Source organism: Flavobacterium sp. Arc2, assembly GCF_041431385.1.
GTDB lineage: Bacteria > Bacteroidota > Bacteroidia > Flavobacteriales > Flavobacteriaceae > Flavobacterium.
Window position 1 is genome coordinate 123,924 of sequence record NZ_JASMRH010000006.1, and the last position, 19,490, is coordinate 143,413.

General features: G+C 32.7%; 15 protein-coding genes and 1 pseudogene. 3 read left to right on the plus strand and 13 right to left on the minus strand.

Annotation, left to right across the window (positions count from 1 at the left end; all coding sequences use genetic code 11):
• Positions 1–463 precede the first annotated feature (463 nt).
• The gene (locus tag QO182_RS05655; protein ID WP_371560393.1) at positions 464–1,165 is read left to right on the plus strand and encodes a helix-turn-helix domain-containing protein; all 702 of its coding nucleotides are present in this window, start codon (positions 464–466) and stop codon (positions 1,163–1,165) included.
• 241 nt (positions 1,166–1,406) lie between these two features.
• On the opposite strand, the gene rpe is transcribed toward QO182_RS05655, so the two are convergent.
• The 12 genes from rpe to QO182_RS05715 all read right to left on the minus strand — a co-directional run bounded on the left by rpe (position 1,407) and on the right by QO182_RS05715 (position 14,886).
• Positions 1,407–2,069, minus strand: coding sequence for a ribulose-phosphate 3-epimerase (rpe, locus tag QO182_RS05660; RefSeq protein WP_371560395.1), 663 nt, complete (start codon positions 2,067–2,069; stop codon positions 1,407–1,409).
• A 178-nt stretch (positions 2,070–2,247) separates the two neighbouring features.
• Entirely contained in the window at positions 2,248–2,862 is a 615-nt protein-coding gene (locus tag QO182_RS05665) for a hypothetical protein (protein ID WP_371560396.1), read from the minus strand.
• A 359-nt stretch (positions 2,863–3,221) separates the two neighbouring features.
• Positions 3,222–4,085 (minus strand): RNA polymerase sigma factor RpoD/SigA, encoded by an 864-nt coding sequence (locus tag QO182_RS05670; RefSeq protein WP_007137700.1) that lies wholly within the window; start codon positions 4,083–4,085, stop codon positions 3,222–3,224.
• A 77-nt stretch (positions 4,086–4,162) separates the two neighbouring features.
• Complete coding sequence (locus QO182_RS05675; protein ID WP_371560398.1) at positions 4,163–5,893, minus strand: hypothetical protein; 1,731 nt, start codon at positions 5,891–5,893, stop codon at positions 4,163–4,165.
• The gene (locus QO182_RS05680) at positions 5,881–7,059 is read right to left on the minus strand and encodes a DUF4249 domain-containing protein (RefSeq protein ID WP_371560399.1); all 1,179 of its coding nucleotides are present in this window, start codon (positions 7,057–7,059) and stop codon (positions 5,881–5,883) included. Before QO182_RS05680 ends, QO182_RS05675 begins: the two co-directional genes overlap by 13 nt.
• Before the next feature lie 21 nt (positions 7,060–7,080).
• Complete coding sequence (locus tag QO182_RS05685) at positions 7,081–9,867, minus strand: TonB-dependent receptor domain-containing protein (protein WP_371560401.1); 2,787 nt, start codon at positions 9,865–9,867, stop codon at positions 7,081–7,083.
• 4 nt (positions 9,868–9,871) lie between these two features.
• Complete coding sequence (locus tag QO182_RS05690) at positions 9,872–10,624, minus strand: hypothetical protein (RefSeq protein ID WP_371560403.1); 753 nt, start codon at positions 10,622–10,624, stop codon at positions 9,872–9,874.
• Between the two features lie 162 nt (positions 10,625–10,786).
• On the minus strand, positions 10,787–12,928 hold the full coding sequence (locus tag QO182_RS05695; RefSeq protein ID WP_371535958.1) for a polyribonucleotide nucleotidyltransferase: 2,142 nt from the start codon (positions 12,926–12,928) through the stop codon (positions 10,787–10,789).
• Positions 12,929–13,079: 151 nt separating this feature from the next.
• Positions 13,080–13,346 (minus strand): 30S ribosomal protein S15, encoded by a 267-nt coding sequence (gene rpsO / locus QO182_RS05700; RefSeq protein ID WP_007137711.1) that lies wholly within the window; start codon positions 13,344–13,346, stop codon positions 13,080–13,082.
• Positions 13,347–13,453: 107 nt separating this feature from the next.
• Positions 13,454–14,188, minus strand: a complete 735-nt coding sequence (locus QO182_RS05705; RefSeq protein ID WP_371560405.1) for an energy transducer TonB — start codon at positions 14,186–14,188, stop codon at positions 13,454–13,456.
• Between the two features lie 49 nt (positions 14,189–14,237).
• Positions 14,238–14,396 (minus strand): hypothetical protein, encoded by a 159-nt coding sequence (locus QO182_RS05710; protein ID WP_371560407.1) that lies wholly within the window; start codon positions 14,394–14,396, stop codon positions 14,238–14,240.
• A gap of 34 nt (positions 14,397–14,430) precedes the next feature.
• Positions 14,431–14,886 (minus strand): GAF domain-containing protein, encoded by a 456-nt coding sequence (locus tag QO182_RS05715; RefSeq protein ID WP_371560409.1) that lies wholly within the window; start codon positions 14,884–14,886, stop codon positions 14,431–14,433.
• Positions 14,887–14,958: 72 nt separating this feature from the next.
• Here QO182_RS05715 and xrtF point away from each other — a divergent pair, with 72 nt between their 5' ends.
• Together xrtF and QO182_RS05725 are read left to right on the plus strand one after the other, a co-directional pair.
• Positions 14,959–15,510 (plus strand): exosortase family protein XrtF, encoded by a 552-nt coding sequence (xrtF, locus tag QO182_RS05720; RefSeq protein WP_371560411.1) that lies wholly within the window; start codon positions 14,959–14,961, stop codon positions 15,508–15,510.
• Positions 15,497–15,928: an exosortase F system-associated protein gene (locus QO182_RS05725; RefSeq protein WP_371560413.1), complete on the plus strand. Its 432-nt coding sequence runs from the start codon at positions 15,497–15,499 to the stop codon at positions 15,926–15,928. The genes xrtF and QO182_RS05725 overlap by 14 nt, the downstream gene beginning before the upstream one ends.
• Positions 15,929–16,037: 109 nt before the next feature.
• On the opposite strand, the pseudogene QO182_RS05730 reads toward QO182_RS05725, so the two are convergent.
• Positions 16,038–19,460, minus strand: a pseudogene (locus QO182_RS05730) (DUF2126 domain-containing protein).
• Between the last annotated feature and the right edge of the window lie 30 nt (positions 19,461–19,490).

Genomic DNA, 19,490 nt, shown 5'->3' on the forward strand with positions numbered 1-19,490 from the left:
ATATTTGTTACACATTTTGATTATTTGACACATGTTTTTAGACCTTATATCGTTATTCGTCGGTTTTTTATGCATTTTGATCGCATGTTTTATGATTTTTAATAAAATTGAAAACCATAAGACGAATATCTATTTTGTGCTTATTTTGTTTATTGTAGGCATACAAAGGTTTATTTACAGCATTGAATTTTTAGGTCTTATAGAAAATTCATATAGCCCATTAAAGAAAAAATTATCTCTAGCTTTGTATATTGTTCCTATTTATTATTTATTCTTTAGAAGATTAATTCAAGGGTACGATCGACTTAAAAACGAACTTTTACATTTTATTTTACCAACACTGTTTGTTTTTGTAAATATGGTATATGAAATCGGCTATATATTCTTTTTTTTCTACTCTACGTTTTACTTTATATTGATTCTTATTCTTTTCAAGAAGTTTATGTATCGAAAAAACACATCAATGCTTGAGATGATTAGTTATAGTCATATAAAGACCTGGTTACTATTAATGATTAGTTTAACTTTTTTATTATTCGTTTATTCTAATTATTTTTTATTAAGCGGAACGAATGCTCAAATGAATTTAGGTTCGTTTTATAGGTATTCATCATTACTGTGGTTATTGCTACTTATTTACATGTTTAAAAATCCAATTGTAATATTCGGAGAACACTATTTGTTGAAAAACATGCATTTAAATGAGTCAACAGAGTTTTTAGTATGGAGTAGAAAGCTTTTAAAGCCAGTGGAAGAAAAAGACAAAGTAGTGTATAGTACTATTTCAAAGAGAATCGATTTCATTATTTCGGATATTCAAATCCTTCAGAAATCAGTCCCTATGTTGACTACGACAACTTTAACCGTAAGTACTTTGTCCAAGAATTTAATAATACCAAAACGTCATTTAGAGTTTGTATTCAAGTACTATTGTCACTATTCCATTAATGATTTTAGTAATCTAGTAAAAATAACTTATGCATTATCACTCATTAAGGAAGGGTATCTTGATAGCTACACAGTGGCCTCATTGGGTGAAAAATGCTTGTTTAATTCACGATTTACATTTTCAAAAAACTTCAAAAAATTTATAGGGATTTCGGTGAGTGATTATATAAATAGCACTGTTAAATCAAAGCTGTTTTCCGTAAGAGCTGTTGTATAATTAATTTGAAAGAAGTCGATGGAAACTGAGATGAAATGGTATGCAATGAGAAATCAAATGATATTAAAAACGATTGTTATTTTGACAGTGCAATTATAAATAGCAAGTAACAGGTTTTGGCTAAAAGTAATGTCATCAATTGTGGAACTTTATAATGCTGTTCATGAATCTGTAGTGAAATGGTATATGAGGTAAAAATAAAGTCCCGATCTATAAGATTAGATTGGGACTTTTTATTTCTTTAGAAACTTGTTAGTTTTTTTAAATCTTTAATCGTTTCAGTTGGGTCAGCGGCCTTAAACACATAACTTCCTGCTACTAGAACATCTGCTCCAGCTTCTACAAGTTGTTTTGCATTTTTATTGGTAACACCACCATCAATTTCAATAATAGTATTAGCTCCTTTTCGCTTGATAAGTTCTTTTAACTTTCTTACTTTATCATAAGTGTTTTCTATGAATGATTGTCCGCCAAATCCAGGATTCACACTCATAATACAAACTAAGTCAATGTCATTAATAACATCTTCGAGTAAATCAACACTAGTATGCGGATTTAGAGCAACTCCAGCTTTCATTCCTTCGGCTTTAATCGCTTGCAATGTTCTATGTAAATGAGTACATGCTTCATAGTGTACACATAAGATATTTGCTCCTAAGTCTGCAAAAGTTTTAATGTAACGATCTGGGTCGATAATCATTAAATGGACATCTATTGTTTTTTTTGCATGTCGTGAAATAGCTTCAAGTACCGGCATTCCAAAAGAGATGTTAGGTACAAAAACTCCATCCATGATATCAATGTGGAACCAATCGGCCTCACTATTATTAATCATTTCGATATCCCGTTGCAGGTTAGCAAAATCGGCAGCCAAAACTGAAGGTGCAATAAGTGTATTTTTCATAGTAGTTGTAATAGGTGTTGTTTTTGCAAAGATAGTTTTTAAAAATAAAATCACTTTAAGATAAATAGGATTTTAAAATAATAAAATTTTGAAAAGGCATTAAAAGCAGTAAGGGTATTCAAAACAAATTTATGTTCTAAATACCCTTACTGCTTTTTTATAAATTGCAATTTATATCTTATGGCAATTTGGAGAAATTAAGTTTTTGTATATAAGTCTTTAATTCTTCTAATGGCATTTTATTACCTTCGAGGCTCACCTGATATCTATCATTATAAATGAAAGTTATCGAAGATCTCTTATATGAATCAGGATTAGTGTCGTTTTCTGTTATGGATCTAACACCATTGATTACCTCTGTTTTTTTAGTTTTAGTACCCTCAATTGATTCTGTGTCCATGGCAATTGACATATGAGTTATTGCTATTAATGCACTTCCTGATTCACCTGCTCCATCAAAAATAGAGATTTTTACATTCTTATCATTGCTGTCTCCATATGTTGCGTCAGAGGAGCTTAACCCCGCCATTGAGGCATTCCCTGCGTTAAAACTGCTTCTTTTCAGATTTCCTAATTCTTCAGTAAGCACCTGCTTGAATACTTCGTTAGAAACGGGTTTAATTTTTTTTAATTTTTCAGTTTGCTTTTCATACTCTTTCATCGAGTCTGCAGCTTTATTCAGTTTGTTAACATTTTGTACAGCTTCTATTAAACTAGGCTCTTCTTTTTTTACTTCATTATCTTTACAAGCAATTATACTTAGCAAAGTAAGAGCTATAATAAGTTTTTTCATATCAGATTTTTTGGTTTTAAAATTTAAAGATATAAATTAATGTGTTTGATATTAGTGTTACCTGTTAATTTATTTTTATCTAATTGTTGAGTTTGTGTATGGAATTACTGTGGTCTGTCTTTATTTTTGAAGGAGTTTGATGAGCTTAATTTTCAAAATCCGAGCTTAAAAAATAGAGGCAACACACTTGTAATGTTGAATAGTAAAGTTTGAGCATCTAAAAAACTAATTTAAAATAAAAAACTCCGGTAATCAGCCGGAGTTTCAATCATCAATCAAAAAACGAACAGTCAATCAAACTGTTGTTCATTTTGAATTAAAATGTTTAATAGTTTAAAGATTTTAATTGGGGAATATTTTTAACCTAGGTAGGTTTTTAGTATTTTACTTCTAGAAGTATGTTTCAGTCTACGGATTGCTTTTTCCTTGATTTGACGCACACGCTCACGTGTTAGGTCGAAAGTCTCTCCAATTTCTTCAAGAGTCATTGGGTGTTGGTCACCAAGTCCAAAGTACAAACGAACTACATCAGCCTCTCTTGGAGTCAATGTTTCTAATGAACGTTCGATTTCAGTACGTAAAGATTCGTGGATTAATTCTCTATCTGGATTTGGAGATTCACCTGAACGTAATACATCGTAAAGGTTAGAATCTTCTCCTTCAACAAGAGGTGCATCCATTGATAAGTGACGACCAGAGTTTTTCATAGACTCTTTTACGTCATTTACTGTCATGTCAAGTTCTTTTGCAATTTCCTCAGCAGAAGGTGGACGCTCGTTAGACTGCTCTAATAACGCATACATTTTGTTGATTTTATTGATAGAACCAATTTTATTTAAAGGCAAACGAACGATACGAGATTGTTCTGCCAAAGCTTGTAATATTGATTGACGAATCCACCATACAGCGTAGGAGATGAATTTAAAACCACGCGTTTCATCAAAACGTTGAGCTGCTTTGATAAGACCTAGATTTCCTTCGTTAATTAAATCAGGAAGTGTTAATCCTTGATTTTGGTATTGTTTTGCTACCGAAACAACGAAACGTAAATTTGCTTTTGTTAATTTTTCAAGGGCTTTTTGATCCCCAGCTTTAATCTTTTGTGCTAATTCTACTTCTTCGTCAGCGGTAATAAGGTCAACTTTTCCAATTTCTTGTAAATATTTGTCTAATGAAGCAGTTTCACGATTAGTTACCTGCTTGGTGATTTTAAGTTGTCTCATGATTTTTGTGTCCTCAGTTTTTAAGTGTACAAGTAGTTATACGTATGAAGTTGCAAAAAAGTTACAAAAGAGTGAATTTATTTTACATTAAATGTTTCTTTAAGTGAAATTGCCTTTCCAGTTTCTGTAAAACCTTCAATGGTAACTTCAAATGTGCCTGTAACATCTGATGTGTAGAATGAAATCTCTTTGTTGAGATCAGCTGCAGGTATCCATGAAAGCTGATTTCTATAATCGGGAATTCTTTCATTTTTTTTGATATCTGAATAATCAATTTTATTGTACTGTTTTTTAATTGAAGGCCTTTGGGTTGATGGTTTCAAAATATAGCTTTCTTTTATATCACTTGTAAATTGATTGTTGGTAGTGGTAAAGCTGATTAACCCATTAAAAAAACGAGGGCCTATATAATATGTTCCCGCAATAACACTAATCTTATAGATATTTTTCATGTTGTAATTAAAGAGTTCGTTTACATTTTGTAAAAGCAAACCATCAATTAACACTAATGCCGGCTCAGGTAATTGTGGATATACAGTATAATCATTTACATGTAAAGAGTAATTGTTGTTCTTATTCTTATAATATAGTTCTTTAGTGATCTCTGTGAGGTTTTCTTTTAATGTTGGAAATCGGGTGAAATCATCAAGGATATACTCTTTTGCAAGGGGGTAGTAAAATGGATTTGAATCATTTAGTGTGCTGATACTATCTTTGCTTCTTTGATAATAGGCGTTTTCAATCTGGTTTGTTATAGAGCGGTCTAATAATGTTTGTTTCAGGTTAGCTGATAAGGTAAAATCAGACTGAATACTTAATTTAGAATAGTCAGGGTTATTGGGTTTGTCAAGCTCAATGGTATAATTATCTGTATGTTCGTTTATTACCTGCATAACTATATTAGGATTATAGTAGGCCTTGTTTAGGTTAAAAATAAAATGCCCCGTTTGATCTGTTTCTACAATTTTAAAAGCAGCCGATTTTCCAGGCAGTGACAATGCAATAGTTATGTTTTGAAGATTGTCAGATTCTTTTACTGATACTACTCTTCCAGAAATCATTTCTCCGCGAAGTTCAGGTAGTATTATCTTTTTTTGAGCGTCTAGCTTATCTGGGTTTGTGGTAGCGGAGACTTTAGTAAATTCATTTGCAGTAGTCTGATTTACTGTAGGTAGTTCATCTACTTTTCTAACAGAAAGCGAATAACTTCCACTTTCGTTATTTATAATTGAAGGGGTGATTTTTACAGTAACTCGTTCTCTATTAGTATAAGTTTTTTTGTTTAGTTCTATTCCTCTTTTTTGACTTGCTGATGATTCTTGATAAATTGTATTTTTTGCAATTGTTAAGCTATCTGAATTTTTCTGACTTAGCTTATTTGTTGAAAAGCCAGTTTCATTTGTTTGATATGGATTTATAATTTTTATGTCTATTTGCAACATTTTTGAAACGGGTAAATTTAGCATCCAACTTGTATAGCCAATTAGTTTGTAATTCCCGGTCTGTAGAGTTGTAGGTATAAAGTAATCTCCTTCGCCCGTTGCGTCTTCTAGGAATATTTTGTCCTTAAATACAGAGTTATTATTGTTGTCTATAAGTTCAACATAGGCTAATTTGCTAACTAGGCTAGGCGTTTTATCTGTGGTTTTTATACAATAGAGCTTATAAAATAGGGTTTCACCAGAAACGAGTGTAGTTGTATTTATATGTATAAATAGTGTCTCATCTACGGTGATTACTTCTTGCGCTATAGTTAATTGTGTATTAATTAATACAAACAATAGGATTAGGTGCTTTAATTTGTCCAAAATGATGGTATTTTATTAGATGAAAATGATGTGCAATCTCCGCATTCTACAGGGGTTAAAATATAATTCGAGCTTTCATTAGAAATATAACTCATTAAGTTATTTTGGATGTTATAGATCATGCTAGGTCCTGAACAGTCAATTCCTCTAAAGCAGAAGAAAAATGGTATGTTATCACATTCAACAATGTAAGGAGGTTTTGGTTGGCTAGGGAATAAGTCATTGTAATTGAAAAAGATTCTTTTAGAAGAAGTAGATACAACATCAAAATAGCCAATAACTTTCGTGTTAGAATCGCTAATGCATCTTATATTACCGGTTATTACACCTGGTTGTTTTGGAGATAAAACGCTTGAAGAGCTCGATATATCTCTCATCACTTTATGGAAATTATAAGCTTCTAAATTTTCTACGTATTGTTTAACTAAGATGCTATATCTTTCTCCTATGATATAATTATTTTGATTTATGAATCTAATTGGGAGGTTTGCTCTGTCTTCTGTTTGGTCATTTGTATTTAGTAATATAATATCTGTTGAGTTTTTAGTTAAATAACAAATCCTTGTATTTATTGAGTTGGGTATCAGTTGTATAGATTCGGGTCCAGTTGCTGTTAGTTTCAATGAGGACCATCTTGGCGCTACAATTTTATATGTTTCTTCATATTCATAGCGGTAATATTTTGAAGTGTTTGTAGGGTCGTAACTGTTAACATTAATTTGGACACCAATTTCATTGTCTTTATTTGTAGTAATGGTTGGGATAATGCTTCCTATGGGAGTGACCGTTGTTAGAGTTTCTGGAGTCGATTGATATACTTTACCGTCAGTAGTTTTAATTTCTAAGGTATATTCTCTATTGGGCAAAATTTGAAAAACAGATTGGGATATGTAAATGCCAGATTTTTCATTAAATTTATATTGGTTATCGAGATTGTCTTTAAGGATGACTATGGCATCTTTTTCGGTTTGCACTCCATCATCTTCAAATCGAGCAGTTTTAGAAATTTTTATTTCTTGATTTTTAAGCTCATTTGTTAAAGTAGCCTCGACAACAATTGCTTCTTCGTATGTATTAGTTAGTAAGGGGTATGTTTCAGTACAGCTACTAAAAATGGTTACTAATAGAAGTAACAATAATATAGATTTAAGGTTGTATATTTTCATTTCTTTAAAATCGTTTGATGATTAAAATTTAAAATTATAAGTAATACTTGGTACAGGTATTGAAAAAATAGATGTTTTATATCCTTTTACCTCCCCGTTTTTGTCAGTATTAAAATAAATTGAATACGGATTACTTCTTCCTAAAACATTATAGACGGATATATTCCAAAAACTATGCGCTAGCTTTTTTATTTTATGATTCCCTTCGATATTTATACCTATATCTAGACGGATGTAATCAGGGATTCGGTATTGATTTCTGTCACTGTATAAAGTGTAGTCTGAGTTGCCATAATGGAAGGTTCCTATGGGATAGGTTATTGGTCTTCCAGTTTGGTATAAAAAGTTAGTCGATAAGCTATAACGTTTTGTGAATTTATAATTTAAAACGGCACTTAAATCATGAGGCTTGTCAAAATTGGCAGAAAAGTAGTTGCCATTGTTTACTGTTTCAGAGCTAAACTCACTGTCAAGTTGGATAAAAGTTCGAGAGTAGGTATATCCAATCCATCCATTTAAACGGCCTAATTGTTTTTTTAATAACAACTCAATTCCATAGGCTCTTCCTTTACCCTGCAACAATTCTGTTTCAACATTTTCGTTTAATAATAATTGAGCACCCACTTTATAATCAAGAATGTTTTCAGACGTTTTATAATAGCCTTCTAAGCTAAGTTCAATATCGGCAGTATTTATGTTTTTATAAAGTCCTAGCGAAAATTGTTTTGCGCTTTGTGGTTTGACATTGGTATCAGATAATTTCCAAGTATCGGTTGGTGATTGAGTAGTATTGCTTGATAGAAGATGGATGTATTGTCTGGTCATGTCATAACCTGCTTTAATCGAAAAGTCATCAGTGATAAAGTAGCGTGCTGCTAAACGGGGCTCTATTCCGCCATAGGTTTTTATAAACTCATTATTATTGTAATGTTTAGTTCCTATTGCTGTTTCATCACTCAAAGGTAGACCTTGCTGATATATATTTACATCTGCTTCTCCCATGGAGGCATAAAAAGAATATCTTAATCCTAAATCGATTAGTAATTTTTTACTTATTTTATAACTGTCAGATAAATAAACGGCAGATTCTAATGCCTTTTCTTTTGCAATGTCTGTCGAAATCAAAGTCGCATCTGGATTTGTGGGATGTTGATAACCTGGAGAGATATTATATAATTTACTTGATATTCCGTAAGAAATCGTGTGTTGTTTGTTAAGGGAATAATTGAGTTTTAACATCAATTGTGATTCATTTACTTTGTATCCAAAATCAAAATCGTTGGTGTTGTTTGAGTTGTAGTCAATATTAAACTTGTATTCACTATTTGTAAAAATTAATGCAGCTTTGTTTCTCTTGTTAAAATCATGGTCCCATTTTACAGATGCAAGTCGATTACTGTATTTATAAACAGAATCAGAACTAATGCTAAAACGGTCATGACTATAGTAAAGAGTTGTCTCAAGGGAATTGTTTTCATTGAGAGTATTGTTGTACTTAAGAATTCCGTCATAAAAACCAGCTTGACTGTTTTTCAAATCTTCATCGTCTAAAGATTTTAATATCCAATCAGAGTAGGTGGCCCTTGCTCCAAGAAGAATACTAGACTTTCCTTTTGTTATAGGAGTACCAATAGTTAGATTTGATGTTATGGGACCTATGGCTCCTTCACCAGAGAATTTATCTGGATCGCCATTTTTTGTTGTAATATCGAATACTGAAGATAATCTACCTCCAAACTCTGCTGGAATACTTCCTTTATAGATTTCAGCTTTTCGAGCTGTATAGGGATTTATAGCAGAGAAAAATCCTAAAAAATGTTGCGGATTATACATTACTGCATCATCTAATAGAATTAAGTTTTGGTCTTCTTTTCCTCCTCTTACATTAAATCCAGCAGAACCTTCTCCAGTAGTTTTTATTCCAGGGAAAGTAGTTGCTATTTTTAAAATATCTCGTTCTCCCAGTATTAGTGGAACATTTTTCATAGCTACTAAATCGATGGAAACCAGTCCTGAAATAACAGTTTCTGTAGTTTTTGCCCTTCCGTTTTTTACGATTACTTCATCTAATAAGTTGGTGTCTTCTTGAACTTCTATATCAAGCAATCCATCGTTATAAACCATTACTGTTTGCGTAATGTTTTTGTAGTTTATTGATTTTATTTCTATAATATTAATACCTATCGGGACTTGTAATGTATAATAGCCTTGATTGTCACTTGTAGCACTTATATTTTTCCCTTTTATGTTTATGTAGACATTTGGCTCAGGTTTATTAGTAGCTCCATTTTTTATATATCCAGATAAAGTGCAATTTATCTTGTTTGTTATGTCAGATTCTTTACCGATAAATTTAATAGATGCGTTTCTTTTTGAACCAAAATTCTTAATTGAATCATACTGCTTATAAAATATTGGGTTTTGGAACCCTTTGTCACTCGCTTTGTCTGAGCTACTTGAATTTGAAGTAGCAAAATAGTTTGACGGTAGACTATCGTGAATTCGGTTATTGTTTGTTAATATTATTTTCTGGTCAAGAATCAGAAAATTAATATTTGTAGTGCTAAATGTTTTATCCAGTAACTCTTCGATAGAAATGTTAGTATAGCTGGCAGTTACTAATTCCTTATTTGCTTGGATCCATTCTGGTTTAAAGTAAAATTTGTAAGAGGACGAATTTTCAATAGTTTGAATGATGGTTGTCAAGTCAGAATTTTTAAATTCAAATGAGAATTTATCTTTTGTTTCCTGAGCAAGGACTATTTGATTGGAAATCAGAATAAATATTATTAACAGCAGTTTTCTCATTGGTTCATTTGGTTGTATTGGTTTGAGAAATATTAATATATTTCATTAGATTTATGATAAATTGACTGTAGTCAGCTATTTTCAAATTTCTATGCGTTGAGTAAAAATCATTAATTCCTTTTTTTTGGTGTGGAAAGATTTTTATGATATCGTTTTTGCTGTCTGTGTTGTAAAAAACATTTTCAAAGGAGATGAAAAATTGATTGTCTTCTGGAAAATTATAATACACTCCATCATCATTTATTCTTTTAGCAAGTTTTTTTTGATGTTTTATATAAAAGTTGAAATTGTCATTAATCCTTTCTAGTTGATAATAGCCGGTCGTTAATTGAGCTAAGGAAGATTCATTTTGATTGATTTTAACGAAGTTTTTATTATTGAGATAAAAAGAGTCTATTTTATCTTGTATGAGGGTTATACCAATATGTTCAGACTCTCCGTAGGGATTTAATATTAGTTCATCTTTGTAAATATTATATTTAATATTTACGTTGTAGTAATTTTGTCCCTCATAATTGATGTTACCAATAGTGTATTTATTAGTAGTAAGGTACATGTTATTTGTTCCAATTGTTTTATAAGTATCGGTATAGAACGGTCCATTATTTATATCTAAATTTTTCCGACCTACTATGTTGTCAAACCAATTGTGTAGCGATTCTTCTTGGTTTGTCTGACTATTTGCTATAAAAGTATTACAAATTAGAGATAATAAGAAAACAGAACGTAATCGATTTAGGAATTTTAAAATTGCCATACGTATTTTTAATTTGTTGAAAAGAAAGGTTTTTAACAAATATATAAGTATTTTCGGAATTTTGTGATATTTTTTTATTTCTTTTTTTTAAAACAAAAACCCCATTTCAAATGAATGAAATGGGGTTTTTTATAAATAAACCTTTAGTAAACTAAGATCTGATTACTCTTTTCTTTCCTCACGTGGAGGTCTTGGCAAAAGTGCTTTTCTTGACACTTTTTCTTTTCTTGTTTTTGGATCCATACCTAAGTATTTCACTTGAAAAACATCGCCCATGTTGACAACGTCAGAAACATTTTCTGTACGTTCCCATGCTAGCTCAGATACGTGAAGCAATACTTCATTTCCTGGAGCTTCTAGGTATTCTACTACTGCACCAAAATCAAGCATTTTGATTACTTTCACATCATATGCTTCATTCATTTGTGGTTTGAAAGTGATCGACTTAATTTTAGCCAATACTGCTTCAATTCCAGCAGGATCTGTTCCTAGAATTTCAATAACTCCTTCTTCAGTAGTTGGATCTTCATTGATAACAATTGTTGTTCCAGTTGTTTTTTGTAATTCTTGAATCACTTTTCCACCAGGTCCAATTAATGCTCCAATAAAAGCATTAGGAATTCTTCTAGTAATAATTTTTGGAGCGTAAGCTTTAACATCGTCTTTTGGAGTTGCCAAAGTTTCGATTAGTTTTCCAAGGATATGTAAACGACCATCACGAGCTTGCGCTAATGCTGCTTCCATAATCTCGTATTTCAAACCGTCAATTTTGATGTCCATTTGACAAGCTGTAATTCCTACAGAAGTACCAGTTACTTTAAAGTCCATATCTCCTAAGTGATCTTCATCACCAAGAATATCAGACAATACAGCATAACGATCTCCGTCAGTAATTAATCCCATAGCGATTCCAGAAACTGGACGAATCATTTGAATACCAGCATCCATCAAAGATAGAGTTCCAGCACAAACTGTTGCCATAGAAGAAGAACCGTTAGATTCTAAGATTTCAGAAACCACACGGATTGTATAAGGACAATCAGCAGGAATCATATTTTTTAACGCTCTTTGCGCTAAGTTTCCGTGACCTACTTCTCTTCTTGAAGTTCCTCTTAAAGGACGAGCTTCACCAGTTGAGAAAGGAGGGAAATTATAGTGCAAGTAGAATTTTTCTTCACCTTGTTGAGATGGAGAGTCAATTTGGTTAGCTTCTCTAGATGTTCCTAAAGTTGCTGTAGCCAATGCTTGAGTTTCTCCACGTGTAAACAATGCAGATCCGTGTACAGATGGTAAGTAATCTACTTCACACCAGATATCTCTGATCTCTGTAGTTTTTCTTCCGTCTAAACGTGTTCCTAAATCTAAGGTTACGTTACGAACTGCTTCTTTGTTAGTTTTCTTGAAGTATTTAGAAACTAATTCTCCATCTACTGCTAATTCTTCTTCAGTAAATAAAGCTTTAACTTCTTCTTTCACTTCGTCAAATGCCGCTGTACGTTCTTGTTTAGAAGAACCTTTGCTTGCAATAGCGTAGATTTTATCGTAAGATGCTGCTTTTACTTTAGCGTAAATAGCTTCATCTTCTCTTTCTCCTTCGTATGTACGAACTTCTTTTTTACCAAAAGCAGCTTGCAAACGCAGTTGAGCCGAAATTTGGTTTTTGATATGTCCGTGAGCAAATTTAATTGCTTCTACCATTTCCGCTTCTGAAATTTCTTTCATTTCACCTTCTACCATTGCGATAGAATCCATAGACGCTCCAATCATCATATCGATGTCAGATAATTCTAATTGAGCACGGCTTGGGTTGATGATGAATTGTCCATCAACTCTACCAACTCTAGCTTCAGAAATTAATGTTTCAAAAGGAATGTCAGATAATGCTAAAGCTGCTGATGCTGCTAAACCTGCTAATGCATCTGGCATTACATCTTCGTCATGAGACATTAACTGAATCATAACTTGCACTTCTGCATGGTAGTCATTTGGGAAAAGCGGACGTAAAACACGGTCTACTAAACGCATTGTTAATACTTCGCTATCACTTGGTCTTGCTTCTCTCTTGAAGAAACCACCAGGAAAACGTCCTGCTGCAGCAAATTTTTCGCGGTAATCTACCGTTAAAGGTAAAAAGTCAATACCAGGACTTGCTTTTCTTGAAGATACAACTGTACCTAAAATAACAGTTTTCCCTATTCTTATTAATACAGATCCGTCAGCTTGTTTGGCTAGACGACCTGTCTCGATTGTGATGTTTCTTCCATCACCTAAATCGATAGTTTCTACAAATAATTGTGGAATCATAAATTTAATTTTTTAGTTAAACATGGGTTTTAGTTGTGTTGTAGTTGTTGTTTTGCGTAGTTAATGCCTAAAACCCAATGAAAAACCAAACTTTTTTTATTATTATATATAAAACAAAAAGAGGCACTCTCGCGCCTCTTTAATGTATTGATTATTTTCTGATACCCAATACTTTGATAATCTCACGATATCTGTTGATTTCTTTCTTTTTCAAGTAATCCAACAAAGATCTTCTTTTTCCAACTAGCAATACTAGTGAACGCTCTGTGTTATAATCGTGACGATTTTTTTTCAAATGTTCTGTTAGGTGGCTAATTCTGAAAGTGAACAAAGCAATTTGAGCTTCTGATTTTCCTGTGTTTGTTTTTTCTCCGTGTTTTGCGAAGATTTCTTCTTTAATCTCTTTAGTTAAATACATTCCAATATTTGTTTAATGATTTTTATGTATGTCTCACAGCTATTGTAAGACGGGTGCAAAAGTACTATTTATTTTGGAGAAATCTAAAACAAATTTAATAATTAATATTATTTTGCAATTGTAATAGGAAGGGAGTAGAGAACTCTTACAGGTATTCCTCTGGTTATTCCCGGAATCCATTCTTTGTAATTATTTAAAACTCTAGTTGCCTCTTCATCTAACCCGTAGCCAAGGCCTCTTATAATTTTGACTTCAACGATACTGCCATCCGTTTCAATTACAAATGTTAAGTATATTTTTCCATAAACTGTGTTTCGAGCAACTTTTGGAATTCTCATTGTTCTTCCAATATAGCTATAGAAATTTTTCATTCCTTTTTTTGGTACAGGAGCTTGGTAAACTGTTTTATAAGTGTGTTCGGTATTTGATGAGTCAATACTTGTTCCTGATATTAATTTGTTGTTTTCATAGCTTTCGACGTAAGTATAGTTTGGTTTTTTGCTGCGTCCTTTCCAAATTCCATCATGAAATCCATTTTTTATTTTTCCACCTTCGAAAAATCCATCATTTAAATCTTCATAATCTCCATTGCCATCAATGACTGTTTGAACATTTTCTGTATTCCAGAATTGATTAACTTTAGAATCGGAGCTAGTCTCTTTTTGATTTTCTGGATATTGAATTTCAGATTTGGTTTGTCCGTTCTCATACCATTTGTACTGTTTTCCGCTTGGTCTAGATTTTATATAATTTGAAACTGTTTTTTTATTGCCGTTTTCATAGTAATATACAAACTGTCCCTCTTTTATTAAATAGTCTTTATTGCTAGATGTTCCAGCCATTTCTAAAGCTCCTGACTTATAATAATTAAGAATTTTGTAAGTATTCTTGTCAGTATAATAGTCCTTTTATAATTCTATAATAGCTATAATTATCTTCTGTTGATTCTTTCCAGATAGAATCATAGTAAACAATTTTACTAACTGGAGTTTGTGAGAATGATAAAAGGGGAATTAAAAATAATAAAGCGGGATGTAAATTTGATTTCATAAATGTTTTTAATAAAGAAATAAATTTAATACTATTAGTACAACTTAGCAATTTCTTTATTTACAGATTCTAAAAAGCGTTCGTCAGCTTCAGTGAATGGATCAATAACATGACTATCTATGTCGATTTGACCAATATTCTCTCCGTTTACAAACAAAGGGACTACGATTTCTGATTTTACCGTAAAACTGCAGGCAATATAATTGTCTTGAGCCGCAACATCTGGAACGACAAAATTGTCATTAGAAACTGCAACTTGTCCGCAAATTCCTTTTCCGAAAGGGATTACTGTATGGTCCGTTTCTGCTCCTACATAAGATCCCAGATGAAGTGTTTGGGTTTCTTGGTTTGCAAAGTAAAACCCAACCCAGTTGTAATATTCTACATTGTCCTTTAATAGTTGACAAACGGATAAGAGTTTTTCGTCTCTAGAAAGACTAGTATTTAATGTAATTGCAGTTACCTTTGGTTGTAATTCCTGAAATGTCATATTTTCTGATTTTTATACAAAAGTATTTAAAGTCCCGTTTAAAAATTATATAAATTTGTTAAAAAATAGATTTTGAAAAAACATTTTATTCATTACAAACCTTTCTTACTTTTTTTGAGCAAGTTTTTTTTTACTTTTATAATTCTTACAGTGCTGTACCAAGTTTTTTTGAGTAGTTTCGAAGATAATAGGATTGATTCTGTTACTAAATTAGTAGCGAGAAATACGGAACAGTTGTTGGGCTTATTTCATGCTGATATAACTATAGAAGAAAATACAGCGGAAACATTTATTAAATTAATTTATAATAATAGGTACGTTGCCCGGATTATAGAAGGGTGCAATGCTATTAGTGTTATTATTTTATTTATTGCATTTGTTGTTTCATTCTCAAGAAAGTTGAAGCCTACTTTACTTTTTATTTTTGGTGGAAGTGTAGTGATTTATATATTAAATGTGATACGAATTGCTTTACTGACGGTCTTAATTTATTATTTTCCAAAGCAAGAATCTTTGCTACACGGCGTGTTGTTTCCTCTATTTATTTATGGCGTAGTTTTTATCTTGTGGGTAATTTGGGTGCGTAAATTTTCATTATATGCTAAAAAAGATGCTGTTGCATAAGTTAAGAATTGTTTTGGGGTTAGTGTTTGTCGTTTTGCTCGCTGTGGTGCGGGCTTACGAATACCAATTGTTTTACGACCCTTTTTTGAATTATTTTAAAAGTGATTTTAATACTTTGCCATTACCTTCTTTTGATTCTTTTCAGTTAACTATGGGACTGCTGTTTCGTTACGGGTTAAACACAGCTTTGTCGCTAGGTTTAATTTATGTACTTTTTAAAGATAGTGGGATGATTAAGTTTGCTTCGATGCTGTATGCCTTTTTCTTTCTAGTTTTAGTTTCCTTATTCTACATCATAATTTATTTCTATGGGGCTCATAATAATCTGATGCTTTTTTATGTCCGCCGATTTCTTATTCAGCCTATTTTTGTGATTTTGTTTATCCCAGCATTTTATTATCAAAAGCTAAGTAGATAGTTTTGTTGATTCTTATAAAAATTAAAAATCTGCAAATATTTTAAAGCATCTTAAGTTAGATTTTTTTAAATATTTGCAGATCCTCATACAATTGATGTGTTTTTATTATCTATTTCTTTGCTTTCCAGTAATGCCTTAAATCTAATGTATAAGGATATTCAGGATTAATAAGCTCTATAGGAGTGTCAGGTTTAAGTTCTGATTTAGATTCTACTAAAAATCTAGAAGTCGCGGCTTGATTTGATATTGCTTCTGTTCCTATTTCTGCAATAGTTGTAGAAGGTGTGTGGCCAAAATCCCAAAAACGGCTCATTTTTCTTGATTCTGCTTCAAAGCTATTTACAGGGTAGGTGTCAAAACTTCTTCCTCCAGGATGATTGACAAAATAAGTACAACCACCAATAACTTTATTATTCCAAGTGTCAACTAAGTCAAAAACTAGCGGTACGTCAATACCAATATTTGGATGCAATGCGGATGGTGGATTCCAGGCTTTGTAGCGAATTCCAGCTACGTACTCTCCTTTTGTTCCTGTGCTCCTTAATGGAATTCTACATCCTTTACATAATAAGATATGGCGGTCAGGTACAATTCCAGAGACTTTAACTTGCAAACGTTCTAATGAAGAATCTACAAATCGTGAAGTTCCCGTGCTAGAAAGCTCTTCTCCAAGTACGTGCCAAGGCTCTATTCCTAATCGGATTTCTAATTGAACATTATCAATCGTAACATTACCATGATGTGGGAATCTAAATTCGAAAAATGGGTCAAACCAAGAAATGTCAAAGTTATATCCAGAATCTTTTAGATCGTTCACCACGTCAATCATGTCTAAATAAGCGAAATGAGGAAGTAAAAATTTGTCATGCAACTCAGTTCCTCAACGAATTAGTTTTTTCTCGTAAGGTTCTTTCCAGAATTTAGCAACTAATGCACGAACTAATAAATTTTGAACTAAATTCATATGTTTGTGTGGTGGCATATCAAAAGCGCGTAACTCTAAAATACCCAATCTTCCCGTTGATGAATCTGGCGAATATAATTTATCGATACAAAATTCAGTTCTATGCGTGTTTCCCGTGATGTCAGTTAATAAATTTCTAAAAATTCGATCCACCATCCAAAAGGGAACTTCTTTGTCTTTTGGAATTTGTTCAAAGGCAATTTCCATTTCGTATAGCTTCTCATCTCTTCCTTCATCTATTCGAGGTGCTTGACTCGTAGGTCCAATAAAAGGGCCTGCGAATAAATAGCTTAAAACGGGATGATGTTGCCAATACGTTATTAAGCTTCGTAATAAGTCAGGTCTTCTTAATAACGGACTGTCTTCTGGCTTTTCAGCTCCTAATGTTACGTGATTTCCTCCACCAGTTCCGGTATGACGACCATCAACCATGAATTTATCTGTTCCTAAACGACATAAAAAGGCCTCTTCATATAAAGCAGAAGTGTTATCAACTATTTCTTGCCACGTTTTTGCGGGATGCACATTCACTTCAATTACACCAGGATCTGGAGTAACCATCATTTTCTCAACTCTATAATCGGTTTTAGGTTGGTAACCTTCAATTCGTACTGGCATTTGTAATTTTTCTGCCGTAATTTCTATTGAAGTAATTAAGTCGATATAGTCTTCTAAATAATCGGTTGGCGGTAGAAAAACATATAGCATTCCATCACGTTCTTCTATACACATTGCTGTAATAAAAGTGTCAACTTCAAATACGGTTTCGTCTTTTTCTTCGCTCTTTTTCTGCTTCTCTTCTTTTTTGGATAAAACTCTTTTTGCTGCTTCAAATAGTTTCGAAATAGTTCCGTAACGTTTTTTCACCTTTTCATCATAATCACCTAGAGCAGGTAAATCTTCAAATAAGCTTCTGTCTACAACAATTTCTCTCTTGTTTTTAGAAGTTTTTGGAAGCGAGTCTAATGGTAAACGCAATCCAATTGGGGAGTTACCAGGAACTAAAAAACAATTTCCTCTTCTAAATTCCCAAGCACAGCTTTCCCAATTGTCAGCGACATGGTCCTTTCTTATTGGCAGAACAAATCCTGCTGGATTATTCAAGCCTTTTTCTAAAAGCATCGCTAGCTTGTGTCTTTCTACAGAATCTTTTAAATTTACTTTTAAAGGGTCTATATTAACAGGAAGTTTTCCTTCTTCTAAAGCCCAATAAATTGGGTCTTCATAAGTTGGAGTTACGTTTTTAGGATCAATTCCTAAATGTTTAGTAAGTTCAGTTGCAAATTTTTCAGCATCATGAAAGGTGAATTTTGTATCTCCTTCTTTTGCTACTAAAGCATCATTTTTCCATAACGGCAAACCGTCTTTTCTCCAGTATAATGCATATTGCCAACGAGGGAATAATTCGCCGGGGTACCATTTTCCTTGTCCAAAATGGATAAACCCTCCGTGGGCGAATCGCTGTTTTAAACGAAGTGCTAAGTCATAAGCTAGTTTTCGTTTCAGTGGCCCATCTGCAGCAGTGTTCCATTCAGCACCTTCAAAATCATCAATAGAAACAAAAGTGGGTTCTCCACCCATGGTCAAGCGTACATCACCTTCAATTAAATCTTTTTCAACATCATTTCCTACTTGCATAATGTCTTCCCATTGCTTGTCAGAATAGGGTTTTGTTACGCGTGGATCTTCATGTATACGGGTTACTGTGTTTTCAAAATCAAAGCTAACTTCACATTTTTCTGTCGCACCAGTTACAGGCGCTGCACTTTCATAATGAGGTGTGCAACACAATGGGATATGTCCTTCACTTGCAAAAAGGCCGGAAGTTGGATCAAGCCCAATCCATCCAGCACCTGGTAAATAGACTTCAACCCAGGCATGTAAATCTGTAAAATCTTTTTCAGGTCCAGAAGGTCCGTCTAGAGATTTAACATCTGGAGCTAATTGTACAATATATCCAGAAACAAATCGTGCAGCTAATCCAAAGTGGCGTAAAACATGAATCAATAACCAAGCAAAATCTCTGCAAGATCCGCTCTTGATTCGTAAGGTTTCTTCGGGTGTTTGCACCCCAACTTCCATTCGTAAATTATAACTAAGTTCTTTGTAAACGGCTTGATTGATTGAGACTAAAAAATCATTTGTTGGTAATGATTTGTTTAGTTTTAAACCATCCATAAATTTTAGAAAAATAGGGCTTTCTTCGGTTAAATTTAGGTAAGCGGTTAACTCTTGCTGAAGCATTGGGTCATATGTAAAAGGAAATTCCTCTGCATATTCTTCTACAAAATAATCAAATGGGTTAATAACTTGCAATTTTGCAATTACTTCCACTTCTACCGTTAGCTCTTTAATTTTTTCAGGAAAGACGATACGGGCTTGATAATTCCCAAAAGGATCTTGTTGCCAATTTATGAAATGATTTTCTGGAGATATTTTAAAAGTATAGCCTTCTATAGCTGTTCTTGAATGTGCTGCGGGACGTAGTCTAAAAACATGTGGGAATAACTTAACACTGCGGTCAAACGTATAAGTTGTTTTGTGGGAAAGCGCAATTTTAACAGCCATGATGTAAGTATTTTGTTTTTGACAATTTAA